10 protein-coding genes are annotated in these 14,959 nt (G+C 58.3%); 4 read left to right on the top strand and 6 right to left on the bottom strand.

What is annotated here, in order from left to right; translation table 11 throughout:
- Positions 1–14: 14 nt before the first annotated feature.
- From nudC to FYJ43_RS04715, 3 genes are read right to left on the bottom strand one after another with little or no spacing between them, the layout of a single operon-like run.
- Positions 15–911, bottom strand: coding sequence for an NAD(+) diphosphatase (nudC, locus tag FYJ43_RS04725; RefSeq protein ID WP_326833339.1), 897 nt, complete (start codon positions 909–911; stop codon positions 15–17).
- A 36-nt stretch (positions 912–947) separates the two neighbouring features.
- A complete protein-coding gene (locus FYJ43_RS04720) occupies positions 948–4,151 on the bottom strand; it encodes an ATP-dependent DNA helicase (RefSeq protein WP_154562536.1) in 3,204 nt (1,067 codons plus the stop codon).
- Complete coding sequence (locus tag FYJ43_RS04715; protein WP_154562535.1) at positions 4,148–7,354, bottom strand: ATP-dependent helicase; 3,207 nt, start codon at positions 7,352–7,354, stop codon at positions 4,148–4,150. The genes FYJ43_RS04720 and FYJ43_RS04715 overlap by 4 nt, the downstream gene beginning before the upstream one ends.
- Positions 7,355–7,618: 264 nt before the next feature.
- Between FYJ43_RS04715 and FYJ43_RS04710 the strand changes: the two genes are divergently transcribed.
- Positions 7,619–8,476 (top strand): PP2C family protein-serine/threonine phosphatase, encoded by an 858-nt coding sequence (locus tag FYJ43_RS04710; RefSeq protein ID WP_154562533.1) that lies wholly within the window; start codon positions 7,619–7,621, stop codon positions 8,474–8,476.
- 21 nt (positions 8,477–8,497) lie between these two features.
- Positions 8,498–8,725: a DUF3107 domain-containing protein gene (locus tag FYJ43_RS04705; protein ID WP_154562531.1), complete on the top strand. Its 228-nt coding sequence runs from the start codon at positions 8,498–8,500 to the stop codon at positions 8,723–8,725.
- Positions 8,726–8,801: 76 nt separating this feature from the next.
- Here the strand turns inward: FYJ43_RS04705 and FYJ43_RS04700 are convergent, their stop codons facing one another.
- Positions 8,802–9,368 carry a hypothetical protein gene (locus FYJ43_RS04700; protein WP_154563328.1) on the bottom strand — a complete coding sequence of 189 codons (567 nt, stop codon included), beginning with the start codon at positions 9,366–9,368 and terminating at the stop codon, positions 8,802–8,804.
- A 130-nt stretch (positions 9,369–9,498) separates the two neighbouring features.
- Here FYJ43_RS04700 and FYJ43_RS04695 point away from each other — a divergent pair, with 130 nt between their 5' ends.
- Positions 9,499–11,157, top strand: a complete 1,659-nt coding sequence (locus tag FYJ43_RS04695) for a DEAD/DEAH box helicase (RefSeq protein WP_154562530.1) — start codon at positions 9,499–9,501, stop codon at positions 11,155–11,157.
- A 156-nt stretch (positions 11,158–11,313) separates the two neighbouring features.
- Positions 11,314–12,825 (top strand): amino acid permease, encoded by a 1,512-nt coding sequence (locus FYJ43_RS04690; protein WP_154562528.1) that lies wholly within the window; start codon positions 11,314–11,316, stop codon positions 12,823–12,825.
- Between the two features lie 41 nt (positions 12,826–12,866).
- On the opposite strand, the gene trpS is transcribed toward FYJ43_RS04690, so the two are convergent.
- Both trpS and FYJ43_RS04680 read right to left on the bottom strand, forming a co-directional pair.
- On the bottom strand, positions 12,867–13,958 hold the full coding sequence (gene trpS, locus FYJ43_RS04685; protein WP_154562526.1) for a tryptophan--tRNA ligase: 1,092 nt from the start codon (positions 13,956–13,958) through the stop codon (positions 12,867–12,869).
- A gap of 144 nt (positions 13,959–14,102) precedes the next feature.
- Complete coding sequence (locus tag FYJ43_RS04680; protein ID WP_326833435.1) at positions 14,103–14,957, bottom strand: PHP domain-containing protein; 855 nt, start codon at positions 14,955–14,957, stop codon at positions 14,103–14,105.
- Between the last annotated feature and the right edge of the window lie 2 nt (positions 14,958–14,959).

The following is a 14,959-nucleotide window of genomic DNA, read 5'->3' as shown; positions in this document are numbered from 1 at the left end:
ATCGCACAATTACCTCAGCACGTCGAAAAGTCGAAACCGCTTTCTGGCTCCGGAAGTCGCTGTTCTAGCCACGCATCAATAAGAACCCTCGCGAGGGACAGAGACGGCGGCAACTGGAGATGCCCGGCGTCGACCTGATCAGACACTTCCTCGCGGCTGAAATAATCGGCCTCTGCTAGCTCGTCGTGGCCGACATCAATGGTTCCGATCCCCCGAGCTACGTAGCCAAACATGAGCGACCGAGGGAAAGGCCAGGCCTGCGATCCTATGTAGCACGCCGAGGTGATTGTCAGGCTTGTTTCTTCGGCAACCTCACGCACGACGGCATGTTCTGCGGGTTCTCCGGCTTCAATGAATCCTGCCAATACTGATTTGCGATGCGAATCCCAGGAATGCTGGCGAGCAAGCACAATGCGGTCGTCGTCATCAAGAACCGCGGTAATGATCGCGGGGTCGGTACGAGGAAACGTGTGGTGCCCCCGAGAGCAATACCGCACCAGCCCACCACTGGCAATACGGGTAGGCTGCCCACATCGCGGGCATACGGGGTTACTCTCATGCCAAGCCAATGCAGCCACCGCCGACATGACGAGTTCGCGATCAACGGGGACGAGGTCAACCGTCCGCAAGCTCTGGGCCTCTGGCCGCAGTTCGCTGCTGCGACGGGCGAACCATGGCACACCATCTACAACGCCGAGTAATAGGTCGCGCTGGTCATCACGCTCGCCCTCAGTAGGAACAGCAGCCACCCGGCCGTCTTCCATAACGACTCTGTCGTGAGCATCAATGAGCAACAATCGAGCAGCCGGATCATTCCATCTAGCCCGATTTGCATTCTCATCGTCCCGATCGGCATGGCAGCGGTCTATTATCGGTCGCCCGACGACCCGAACATCGCTGATCCTACTCACGCCGCCACTCTAAACCCGTTGTGTACCATCTGATCATCACGCTTCAGAGGTATCTTCCACTGCCGTGTTTGCAGACGACGACGTCGCCAAAATATCAGCCACGTGGTCTGCATCTAAGAGAGGCTCGGCACTAATAGTCGTGTTTGCACCCACGTGGTGAAAGACTGCACGCACCCTCGAAGGGTCAATCCCTCTCGCTTGCGCCCAGGCCAGCCGATAGATGGATAGCTGAAGCGGATCCGCTGAGCCTGGTGGTGACGTCTTCCAATCGATGACAAGCTCATCCCCCGGATGATCCGGATCAGCAACGACAGCGTCAAGACGGCCTCGCACAACCGTCTGGCCAATCGTCATAACAAACGATTTCTCAGTTGCCAGCACAGTGGCGTCCGCCCACCGACTTTCTTCAAACGCTTTGCGCAGGCTCTGCAACGCCCGCTCGTCAGCGCCGTCATGCTCAGCGCTAACCCGTGGTGCATCCAGCCCTTCAAACTCATCGGCGTCGAACAGCGGAGTCGGTTCTGCCGGGGCGAGTCGTTGGCTCACCCACTCGTGAAATGCCGTACCAATCCCGGCTCCCCTGTCAGCACGTCGAGGTATTGGGCGACGCAACTCGTCGCGGAACTCCTGCGGATTGTCGTGGGCTCTCACCATCTGCGAGGTTGTGAGTCGAGGCGGAAGCGGGACTTCGTCTTGCAGGTCAATACGTCGTCTCGCGTCTTTGAGCAGCGCATCAGCATCAGACCGCCATGCATTCACCCGATCGACCTGTCGAGGATCATCAATGGGTTGGTAGGCGTGGTCACTGGGCCCGGAAGCCATGTCCTCGACGATCACCGGCCAAGGTGTGCCAATCTCAACGTCATCGTCAGGGCGTTCATCAAAGTCCGGCCATGACGTTCCAAGCATGTCGGCGAGAAGATCCGCATAGTGGCTTGGCTGTAAGCCGCTTTTGCGATGCGGATTCCATTTGTGCCACGACACAATTAATCGCTCTTTAGCGCGAGTCAGGGCCACATAGGCGAGACGGGCTTCAGCCCACTGGGAATCATCCTTGAGTGCCGCGACGTAAGCCTGAACGTCTGCGACACTTCCCGAGACTGGATGACTAATGTCACTAGCATCGCCTCTAGCAAAAGAAGGCAGCACAGCGGCCACCGAGGTGAAGTTGTCCGGACTCGAGGTTGACGGGAATACGCCCTGAGCCATGTCAGGAATCATGACCAGCGGCCATTCCAGGCCTTTAGCCCCATGAACCGTCGATATTGTGACGGCGTCACGGTCATCGGTAGCGGCGCGAGGAAGTCCGGCACCAATATCCTCTTCAGCAGCCAACCAGGCGACGATTCCTGCGGTCGTCATCGTGGCGTCGCTGAGACGAGCCTCACGTATCGCATTCCACAGCGCGTCGAGATGATCTCGCCGAGCTGCGCTGCGGTGCGGGTCGTCAGCAGCCAAGTCATCAATGAGCCCAGTAATAGCCTCAATGCGCAGAACCAAGTCGTCGGGACTGTCACTTTGGTGCGCATCAACCTCAACGATTTCGGCACACATCCGCTGCAGTACCCATTGCAAACGTTGATGGCCGTATGGCCGTCCTTCCATGACAGCGTCGCACAGGTGGGCCTCAACATCGTTGGGATCTAGACCATCTGCCTCGGCACGAGCTTTCGCCAACACGCGGGCGCGTCGATACACCGTTGCCAAGTCATCCGTGCTGAGCCCAAACCGTGGTGCAGCGAGCAGACTCGCCATCGCTGCATCGTCGTGGCGATCTACAAGTAACCGAAGATGAGCTACCACCATGGCGATATCTGGAAGTCGAAGTAGCCCAGACAGGTTCGCGAACCGCACCGGAATATCACGGGCGCTGAGCGCATCATAGAGATCTGCCACATCTGAATTGCGCCGAACGAGGATTGCAGCATCAGACCAGTGAGAGATGATGCCGCGCTCCCTGGCCTCCACCACGGTGTCAGCGCACGCATGGCACTCCTGCGCCCAGTCGGGAAATGCAGCTACCGTAACCTCGCCAGGCCGATTCTCCTTGGGCGCAATGAGTGGCTTACCGACAGCTACTTCCGCCCGACAATCGGCGCGACCATCACCGTCAGACTCCATCGCAGAAGATAGTGTGTTTCGCAACTCCTCGGATGCGAGATTTGCCGCATTAATGATCTGATCGGCGCATCTTCGGTTAGTTGCCAGAGAGAGGACCTGAGCTGGTGCCCCGTCCTTGTCAGGAAAGCGCCGATGGAAGTGCAAAATGTTACTAGCAGCCGCACCACGCCATTCGTAGATCGCTTGAAGCGGATCACCGACAGCCATCACCGGATGCCCCATGCCATGAGCGGAGTCTGGACCGGAAAAAAGCGCAGCGAGCACGTCGGCCTGGGCAGATGATGTGTCTTGGTATTCGTCGAGAAGAACAACACGGTATCGAGCCCTCAGTTCCTCCCCCACTCGCCGGTGATGACGAACCACATGGAGAGCTTGAACCATGCGGTCGCCAAACTCGACCAGTCCACGTTCTTTTTTGAGGCTCTGATAGGCCTCGACAAGGTCAAGAAGTTCTTCGCGTTCATCGACCCGAGAGAGCCATTTATCAATATCAGCGTATCTACCCCCTCCCCGTTTTGTGGGGGCGTCGAAGAGCATCTGGCGCCAACGAGCATCGGCCTTCCTTACGGTGGTTGTGCTTGCATCGTGTGAAGCCATCGCTCCCGCTAGCTCCACTATTGCCTGAGCTATAGACCTTGGCCCAAGATGGGTCGCGGCTGCTGGGGCCTTGTCGAGTCCCGCAACGATCTCTGCGGCTAGTTGGTAGGCCCTCGCGTCAGTGATGAGATGCGCACCGGTGTCAATACCATCCCAGGCTCCGTAATCGCCTACTAATGTTCCGGCAAAACTGTCATAGGTCGCTACTGTCGGGCGGGGCTGGTCTGGCTCCAGCAAACCTGCGCGGGTGAGGTTAAACTCAATTCGATCGGATAATTCTGCCGTCGCCTTGTTAGTGAACGTCAGCCCGAGGATTTCCTCAGGGCTTACCTGCCCACTAGCAACCAGCCACACCACGCGAGCGGCCATTACCGTCGTCTTACCAGTTCCTGCCCCAGCAATAACTACACAAGGCTTCAGCGGCGCCTTAATTGCTCTCTCCTGCTCGGCGGAAATGGGAATACCCAGCAGTGCTGCCACATCAACGCCATCAATCGGAGCGTTGCCAGTCACGATTGTCATGCGAGATGCCCTCCTGTATGCGCAGTAGCCGGATCCATCGGTACCAGTGCGGGACATCCTGCCCGGGCAGGGCAATGGCTACACCCTCGATTCGCAACAGCGGTGTACTCGCCTGATATGACAATTCTTAATGCCCTATCGACGCTTGCCTCAATCCAATTACGGCAGCCGTCAACAGGATCACATTCGTCAGGCCACGGCACATCAACAAGACCACTCTGATGGTCGACTTTCGGATTCGCATGTCCTTTCCCCGCACCAATCCGTAGGTGCACTAACTCCGCACCGCTGTCATGTGTCGGGCCGATGGCTTTTATTCCCCCGGATGCGACAACGGCCTGATATACACCAATTTGTAGCCGGTGAGACTGCTTAATCTCATCACTCTGGCTGGTCCCGGTCTTGAGATCCACCACGTAACACGCGCCTTCTGCATCACGTTCGAGCCGATCGATACTGCCCCGGATCCGAGCTATGCCGGACGGCACTGTGATCGTGCCATCTACACGCACCTCAGTTCCGATGGGCTGGCGATGGCGCGACTGCAACCATCCGTCAAAACGCTGTATCGCTGCTTTCGCATCAGCGAGTTCTGCGCTGCGCTGCCACTCTGCCGATAGCTCGATTTCAGGCCAGGCCGCTTCCAATTCGGCTAGAGCGTCAGGAAGTGACCACTGGTCCATGTTCTCCGCACAGATCCGGTGTACCAGGGAGCCAATACTCGCCCGAAGAGCTGATCCGTTGTTGGCGCCAGCACGGCGGGTCATAAACCATCGTCGCGGGCATGTGAGTAATTCCCCAATATGGGAGGCACTGAGCTCTACTTCTCCAGCCACGTCCCTCTGGCGGGGTGCTCCGTGACGCCACCACGTTGACGGATCAGCTTGTGGCACCAATCGCTGTCCGCGATGCCGTTCACCGCGCAAATCGTCAAGCAGTTTTTGGGCCTCGGCGCGAACCCCCGGATGTTCAGACTCATCGACGATGACTCGACGCAACTCACCGACGAGTTCGGTGAGACTAGTGACGTGCAGCGAATCAGCATTATCCTCGATGTGGGGCAGCCTGGTGACAAGCCCGGATGGACGTTTCCCGTCCTCGGCAGACTCAACGGAACACAACAGCAACTGGCGACGTGCACGTGAGCATGCCACAAGCAGCAGCCTCGTTTCAGCGCGAAGATTCTCTGACCAACTGGGCGGTGCCACGAGACCGTCTGCAGACCAACGGTCTGCGCTGGTAAGGGATCCGGTGTGGTTATGAGCGGGCCAGTTACCTTCTTCAAGGCCGCATACAGCTACGACGTCGAATTCCCGCCCTTTAACACGGTGGGCAGTCACAATGCTCACCCCGTCGCGATCCTCATCGGATTCGCGTGCTCGATCAGCCGGAATCTGCTCTTGCCGCACCACTTCAATGAGACGTCGTCCGCCTGCGATTCCAGCCATCGTCTGAGCGCCATCGGCCATATCGAAAAGCGAGCACAAACCGTCCAGGTCGCGGTTAGCAGTCGAATCACCAGCCAAGGCTCGACGACGCAGCGAGGACTCCCAGGAACTGCCATGCCACAGCACCCACAATGCTTCGTGACACGTGGCGCCAGAGCGCAAAAGCTCAGCAGCACGTTGGATCCGTTGAGCTAGTATCGCTAACGGCTGGGCACGGGTCTGTAAGCCAGGAGGTATCGAGCGTACTTCGTGCGACATGGCCAATTCTTTGCGAGATAAATTCTCAATTCGGCTGACATCCCCAGCGTCATTGGCATCGTCAGATCGACCGGTATCGCCAACATGCCCGGTCGTCCGAGTCATTGCAGCCGTCGGATTATCTCGGAGTTCCAGCAACACCGGCCAGTTGACGACGCTACCGCGCACCAGACGGCACCAGGTGTCTAGCCGATGAACGACACTGCGTTCAATCCCCGCTAGCGGATTCGACATGAGCGCTGCAACGTCTCGATCGCTAGGCTGCGCCCCGGAGGCAAGAACAACTGCGACCTGCAATGCGTTCACGATGTGCGTTACGGCATTAATATCCGACAGCGCATATTCATCGCGCGACCTCAGGACTGGAATACCCTCTGCTGCAAGAATCGTCGCGACCACGCCCAACTCATTGCCATGGCGCGTAACCACTGCCATATTCCGCCACGCCACACCCTCAGCAACATGTGCGTGACGCAGTGTGCCGGCAATCTTTCTAACTAACCGCGTGATGCTCGGAGCCCGCACCGCCGCTACGACGCCGTCTTCAGTAGCGGCGCTACGGTTGGCGCGACGACGTAGCCGACTCGAAGATGGGATCACAGGCATCCCGGTTCGCACACTTTCGACAACCTCGGCGATGTGCTGACTATTGCGGTAATTCGTTGTCAGATGGTGAACTGACACGTCTGGAAATTCGTCGATGACGTCGTCAAGCCGTTCTGCAATAGCGCCACGGAACCCATAGATCGTCTGGTCAGGATCCGCACTCAATACGCAAGGGACGTGGCATCGCGCGATCTGAGCGAGAAGACGAATCTGAGACGGATCGCATTCCGCCACGTCATCACAAATCACTAGCTTGACCCGTGACCGCACCTCAACATCGGCTCCCGGTCGAGTTAACGCAATCCGGGCGCGATGAACAGCCTCGGCATAATCGAGTGATCCCTCCAGATCAAGAACGTCCAAATAATCGGCCAGGAAAGGCCCGAGTACGCGCCATTCAGGCACCCGCCACGCGATGCCCTGATTAGTCAGATCTTGCGGGTCACATCCTTCTTGACGTAAACGCGATGCCATCACCCTCACGTCAGAGGCAAACTGTGTCGTCCTGGCGCAGGTACGTAACTCATCAGGCCAATCGGACATATCCCGCGCAGCTAGCAGTTCCCGCATCCGGAACTCCTGCTCTGGTGCCGTGAGCAGCCGCAGCTGTGGGGAAGCGACAATACGACGGGCCAACGCGTGAACCGTCATAATTCGCGGTTCTAGATGGGCACCTCCGAGACGACGAACGAGCGCAGTGCGTAACGCCTGAGCTGAAGATCTCGTCTGTGCCAACATCAAGACGTCAGACAGCTGTCCCCCGGCGGAAATATGCCGCGCCGCAATCTCCAGACACAAGCTCGTCCGCCCTGTGCCAGGCCCGCCCATGACGAGAACCGTACCGGCGTTATCGGCAAGTACTCGATTCTGGAGGTCATCCCAACCGCTCATGACACATATCCCACCAGGGACCCACGACAGATTTAGCGAATATGCGATGTCGATCACACAGAACAACCTCGTCAGAGGCCATTTCCTAGCAGCAGTGTGGTGGCATGTGAAACAGTAGACGTGATGTCTCACACGATGAGGCACATTCCGCGCGCCGAATAGCTCGTTTTAGCCGCGTTCGTAGATGGACGGCACGGCTATCGTGAGCATTTTTCGCAGCCGCAAGGACCACGCGGAAACCGCCTGCCCAGCCTGAGGACCTTCATGAACGAATCGGATCAGTCCACCACCGTGACACCCGATAACACCACTACCTCACGGGTGGATCTCACCGACAACGCCGCAGCCCGAAAAGACGTCGCGTGTGCATCCCATATTGGACTCCGCCACGACACCAATCAGGACGCCGCAGCTGTGGGGATTGACAGGTCAGGACAGCACATTGTTCTCGTCGTCGCTGATGGCGTTTCCTCGACCGAGGGAGCTGAGGACTGCGCCAGAATCGCCTCCTTGACGGCGCGCGATTACCTTACGGCGACGATGGACCAGGGCATGCCGAGCAACGATGACGACACCGTCACGTTATTCGAACGCGCCTTCCGCAAAGCCCATGAGGCAGCCATGAGTGGATCTGATCCGATCGGTGCGTGCACGCTTGCTGCCGCAGTTGCAAGCCAGGATCGCATTGTCGTCGGCAATATCGGCGATACTCGTACCTACTGGTGTCCCGATAATGGCGACCCTATTCGCCTCTCGATCGACGACTCGATGGCACAGACCCACATTGACCTTGGCGTACCTCGGGAAGAGGCTGAAAAGGGGGTAGGCGCTCACGCCATCACAAAATGGATCGGCGCATCAGCTACCGACGTTGCTCCTCGCGTCATGGCGTATCACCCGCAACAATCTGGATGGCTATTAGTGTGTAGCGACGGATTGTGGAACCACGTACCGGATATCGGAAGCCTGGCCCGGCTCATGGCTCACCTTGTACATAAGGCTCGCACTGACGACGCCGGCCATGTTTGTCCAGCAGACGTAGCCAACGGACTCATTGTTCACGCCAACAATTGCGGCGGCCATGACAACGTTACGGTGGCTCTGTGGCGCCGAGATTCTTGATCCGACGGTAGGTTTGGGATCATGGAGATCAAAATCGGCATCGTCAACGCCGCACGCGAAGTCAGCATCGACGCCCAGGAGAGCATCGAAACCATCGAGCAGCAGCTCAAAGAGAGCTTGACCCAGCCCGACGCCGTCCTCACTTTGACTGATGCCAAGGGCCGCAAGGTCCTCATTCCAGTTCGAGGCATCGCGTACCTCGATCTAGGCCAGCCAAATAGCCGGCAAGTGGGATTTGGAGCGCTCTGACCTAGGCTGCGAGACGCAATAGGAGTTCTGGCGATCGTCGGGGCTCCTATCAGCGCCGGACGTGTTCAGCGCGTCCTCAGGGCTCTAAGCCAAGTTCAATCATGCGCTGATCATGCCCGCCTAGTACACCGGCCATGACTTCATTGATGAGATCCAGGTCGTCAAATTCACCGCCACCGGCCTGAGTCAAGGCTGATGTGAGGCCTTGATGCCGAGCGAACAGACGCTGCGCAACCGACAGCACCTCGCCTACAAGTCGCCGAGCGAAAAGAGAGTCACCAGACTTATCTTTGTGTGTTGCGAGGACGTGACGCATCGCAGCATCCCACATCACTCGACTTCCAGTACCTCGCCCCAACCATGGGCCAAAAGATCCACACTCAGGGAGAAGCTCAGGATCGAGATTCGGCTCAACTCGATCTAGGAAATCAGCAATGAGGTCTACCAGGATGTGGTCGCGCAGCAACACCTGAGACCACGTCTCGGCTGGAACGTACCCCTCCACCGAGCCGACGAGAGGCTCAACGTCAATGAGAGTCTCGCGGTCCGACAGACGAGTTCTCGCCTCAGCCAAAATGTGCTGTATCTCAGCGCTGCGATCGACGACGAGGAACCGTTCCGAAAGCCCAGGAGCCAGTGCCATGCCGGCAACTGTCGCCGAAAACCCGTGCAAAGCACATGACGTTACGGCAGACCAAAAAATCTCCGCAACGGCAGTATGGCCAGTTTTCGTGTCGTCGATGCTCACCCCATCAGGTTAGAGGGTTGACGGCATGAGAGGTAGCATGGCCTGTGGTGTGTCGAACGCGTCATCTCGCCGGTCCACACCAGACGTGACATTAAACGACGTCATAAGAACGACAACGGGCCTTGACGGGTCCATGCATGAAGAGGCCAAGACACTGACCGAGACTACTGTTTCTGCTCCCACTTCCTTCGCCGACCTCGGCGTCCGCGGAGATATTTGCCAAGCACTGCAAGAGGTGGGAATCGTTTCACCCTTCCCTATCCAGGCTATGTCGATCCCCATTGCCGTTGAGGGCACCGATCTCATTGGGCAAGCTCGTACCGGCACTGGCAAAACTCTCGCCTTCGGTATCACGATCCTCCAGCGCATCATCATGCCCGGCGATGAGGGTTGGGACGGACTCACCGCCAAAGGCAAACCCCAAGCACTCGTTATGTGCCCTACCAGGGAGCTGGCGCTCCAGGTATCTAAAGACATCTCCACTGCGGCGTCCGTCCGAGGCGCACGTATCCTCACCGTCTACGGCGGGGTCGGCTATGAGCCACAGATTGACGCGCTCAAGGCAGGAGTCGACGTTGTCGTCGGTACTCCTGGACGCCTTCTTGACCTATCCCAGCGCACGGACCTCGACCTGTCCCATGTACGCATTGTGGTCCTCGACGAGGCCGACGAGATGCTAGACCTCGGCTTCCTACCCGATGTGGAAAACCTCATTGCGCGTACTCCCACTTCTCGACAGACCATGCTGTTTTCGGCAACCATGCCGGCCCCAATAATGGCCCTAGCCCGATCTCAGCTGAACCGACCGGTACATGTTCGCGCTGAGGGAGCCGACACTCAGGCCACTGTCCCCGACACTCAGCAATTCGTTTACCAAGCCCATCCGCTCGACAAGATCGAGATTATTGGACGCATTCTGCAGGCCAATGACGTCGAGAAAGTCATCATTTTCTGCCGCACCAAGCGCGCGTGCCAGCGGCTGTCTGACGACCTCAGCGACCGTGGTTTTAAGGCCCGCGCCATCCATGGCGATCTCACGCAGGTTGCCCGGGAAAAGGCTCTCAAAAAGTTCCGCCATGGCGACGCGACCATTCTGGTGGCTACCGATGTCGCCGCCCGCGGCATCGACGTCACCGGAGTATCTCACGTCATCAACCATGAGTGCCCCGAGGACGAGAAAACGTACGTTCACCGTATTGGTCGCACCGGTCGCGCTGGTGCCAAGGGCGTTGCTGTCACCCTCGTTGATTGGGCTGACGTCACCCGCTGGAAGGTTATCGATAAAGCTCTGAACCTTGAACTTCCTGAGCCGATTGAAACCTATTCCACCTCCCCGCACCTGTACACCGATCTCGCTATCCCCGAAGGCGTCGATGGCACCGTAACCGGCGCGACGAAGGACGATACCGAAAGGAAACGGCGGCATCACCGCCACGATGATTCCGAGAAGACCCTGCGACGCAGTTCTCGTGATGATTCCCGGGACGGAGGACACACGCGTCGAAAGCGGATTCGTCGTCGCAACGGCAAAGTGGTCGCAGGGGCTGCTCCTGAGCGAGATGCCCAACAGCCGACCACACACGCGAAAGGGCGCACGGCGAACAGTCGCAAGCGTGATGCGGTGGGCAGTCAACGCCAGGCGCGGCCGCGGCGACGACGCGCCCGAAACGCCTTGCACAAGTGACCGTCTTACCGACGGCATCGATCACGTCTGATCCACAATTCGGCCACGAAGAGGCCCCTGAGGTGACCGCTTCGGCCTTTACACTGAACAAGTTGTGGTGCCCCCGGCTTACTGGGGCACCACATCCGTAACCCAGTCAGACGTTCTGGAAGGTCGATGATGACCCACACAACCCAGCGGTTTCGTGATGATGGTCCGCAAACCCTTAAGGTCAGCGCGCCTCGTGCCGACCCCCAACTCTCTGAGAACAGAGAGACCCAACACGTCGTTGATCGCGGTGACGAAGGCTATGCCGCGACCCTGTCCAATCGCCAAGTCCAGATGATGGCAATCGGTGGGGCGATTGGGGTCGGGCTCTTTCTCGGCGCGGGAAGCCGCCTGCGCAGTGCCGGGCCAGCAGTCATCCTGTCCTACGCTTTCTGCGCACTCATTGCCTTCTTTGTCATGAGGGCGCTCGGCGAGCTCGTTATCCATCGTCCCTCAAGCGGCTCTTTCGTGTCCTACGCCCGGGAACTCCTTGGCGATCGCTGGGCGTATGCCGTGGGCTGGATGTACATGCTCAACTGGATGACATCGGGTATCGCCGAACTAACTGCCATAGGAACCTACCTGCAATTTTGGTGGCCCAATCTGCCGATGTGGATACCCTCGCTTGTCGCCTTGGTGATCCTCGTATCGGTCAACCTCATCAGTGTCAAGGCCTTCGGAGAATTCGAGTTTTGGGCGGCATTGCTCAAGGTCGTCGCTTTGACGGCGTTCATCGTCGTCGCCATCGGTTTGGTTGCCTCCCACGTCAATGTCGGCGGTCACCAGGCAGCGGTGTCGAACCTCTGGCGATTCGACGGCGGGTTCGCCCCGCAAGGGGTGTTACCCCTGGTGCTCGTCATCCAAGGCGTCATCTTCGCCTACGCCACAATCGAGCTGGTCGGCACAGCGTCCGGAGAGACGCAGAATCCCCGCAAGGTCATTCCCAAGGCAGTTCATGCGGTCGTTTTCCGGCTCGTCGTGTTCTATCTAGGATCGCTGGCGTTGCTGGCCATGCTGCTGCCATATAAGGCATATTCCGCCGACGAATCCCCATTCGTTACGGCATTCTCAGCTATGGGAGTGGGGTGGATTGGCGACGCCATGAACGTCGTCGTCATCACCGCCGCATTTTCCTCGGTTAACTCAGGGCTATACGCGACGGGTCGAGTCCTCAAGTCACTAGCGGCAGCAGGCGAAGCTCCACGATTTGCGGGCACCCTTAACCGGTTCAAAACTCCTGCCGGTGGCATCCTCATGACCGCTAGTGTCTTCCTGCTCGGCGTGGGACTTGAGTACGTCGTTCCCGAGCGCGCCTTCGAGATATCCATCAACACAGCTGCGGTCGGTGTCATCTGGACATGGGCAACGATTTTCTGGTGCCAGTTGGTATTGCGTCGACGCGTGAACCGAGGACAGATCGCCGATTCCGGTTTCCACATGCCCGGTTATCCAGTCACAGGTATTTTCGGGATTGTCAGCTTGGCCGGGGTGACGGCCCTCATGGTGCTCGATCCCCAGAATCGAATCGTCTTGGCGGCCTCGTTGATATATATCGCTGTCATGCTCCTGGCCTGGCCAGCCGTCAAGCGCAATAAGGCACGCCATCCCGAGCTCAATACTCAGGATGGCATCACCTTCTGACGACGCACCACGTCGCTGGCAGATGGGTGCGCCAGGCTATTTCAGTACACCATCTTCATAGCTTCGCGCACCTCTGCCAGCGTCTGGTCAGCCACAGCAGCGGCCTTCGCATTGCCATCGCGGAGGACCTCACGCAAATGCCCCTCGTCCGATGCCAATTCAGCACGACGCTTTCGAATCGGGGCGAAATAATCATTAAGGGACGCTGTCAGACGCTTTTTGAGCATCCCAGACCCGCCGTCGCCGATCTCCTCGGCGATAGTAACCGGATCGGTGTTTTCGCATAGCGACGTAAGCAACAGCAGATTGGAAACTTCCGGTCGGCCCTCCGGATCCCAGGTGATATGACGCTCGACGTCAGTCTTGGCCTTCTTAATAAGTTTGGCGGTCTGGTCTGCGGTCATGCCAAGCTCAATGGTGTTGCCCTTCGACTTGCTCATCTTCGTGCCATCGAGGCCGAGGACGTGCGGGGTCGCCGAGAGTAACGCTTCGGGCTCGGGAAAGACCGGCTTGGAGGCTTCAGCGCGCCCATATCGCTCGTCGAACCGCCGCGCAATAACGCGAGTCTGTTCAATATGTGGAAGCTGGTCACGACCGACAGGGACAAGATTCGCCTTGCAGAAGAGGATGTCAGCAGCCTGATGTACCGGGAAGGTAAGCATGAGTCCAGACATCGGACGGTCTGAGGTGGCCAATTCGTCTTTAACAGTCGGGTTGCGACGCAGTTCGGCGTCAGTCACCAACGACAAGAAAGGCAACAGCAACTGATTGAGAGCTGGCAGAGCCGAATGGGTAAAAATCGTCGTACGAGCTGGATCAATGCCAATTGCCAAATAATCGGCGAGATTCGACATCACATTAGCTTGGAGTTCGCCCACCCCGTCGCGGTCATAGATGACCTGATAATCGGCGATAACCAGAAAAGACTCAATGCCCTTATCCTGCAGGCGCACCCGGTTGGCTAGCGACCCGAAGTAGTGCCCAATATGCAGACTGCCAGTAGGACGATCACCTGTGAGAATGCGCCATCTATCCGGATGGGCGGCTAAATCAGCCTCAACCTTATCGCTACGGGCCTGCGAACGCGCCAAAGTGGCAGCGTTGGATCCGACTTCGGAGACGTCACTAGTCATCGATAATCCTTCCTCGCCACCTTCCGGCGACGAGGAAGCGCCACCAGGCAAGGCGGCCCTCACATGGTTCAGCGCCGCGCACCGCGACGCCACCACGAGGTGGTCATCGCCGGTGCACACGTCATGACGGTCACTGTAGCAGCCTCACCGGACCCGAAGAACTCCCCTGCGCAGCTGAATCCTCGTCACTAACTCCCGATATGCAGTTTCACGCGTCACATTGCATCCCAGCTCGTGATCCTTCTTGCCTGCCCCGTGATAATCGCTTGCACCAGTTCGGACTAACCCGAGCCGTCCCCCCAGATCAAAGAGCATCCGACGGGCGGCCGGGTCGTGGTCTTGATGATCGACCTCAATCCCATCTAACTGGTGGTACGCCGACAGGGAGGCAATGACCTGCGGGGTCAAAACCTGCTGGGTACCTCTTCCCCACGGATGGGCTAGCACAGCGACGCCGCCGGCATCATGGATCAGATCAATACCATCCTCCAAGGCGACACTACGCCGGGAGACATAGGCCGGTTTCCCCTCGGACAGCCAGTCGCGAAACGCTTCGTCACGGTCCTCGACGTACCCCTTGGCCACCATCGCATCCGCGATGTGAGGGCGCCCCAGGCTAGAAGCAGCCCCGGCAGCCCGGTGCACATCGTTGACTGTTACCGTCATCCCGGCATCAGACAGCCGTTGACAGATGGCGTCGAGACGCGTGACTCGCGATACGCGGGTAGCTTGTAGTTCCTTCCCTAATACCGGGTCGTCGAGACGGGTCCCATAACCCAGCAGGTGGACATCTCGACCACCGATATGGCACGTCATCTCGAGGCCAGGTAGCAGCCGGACGCCGAAACGCTGCCCGGCCGCCTGAGCCTCCTCCAGTCCGTCAAAGGTGTCGTGATCGGTAAGGGCGATGACGTCCAAACCACTCCTGGCGGCCTTCATCATCAGACGCGTTGGTGAATCCGTCCCGTCTGAAATAGTTGAGTGGGTGTGGAGATCAATTC

Source organism: Cutibacterium porci, assembly GCF_009696315.1.
In the GTDB taxonomy this organism is placed as follows: Bacteria; Actinomycetota; Actinomycetes; order Propionibacteriales; family Propionibacteriaceae; genus Cutibacterium; species Cutibacterium porci.
The sequence above is the reverse complement of the archived record's forward strand: the minus strand, read 5'-3'. Positions and strand labels throughout refer to the sequence as shown.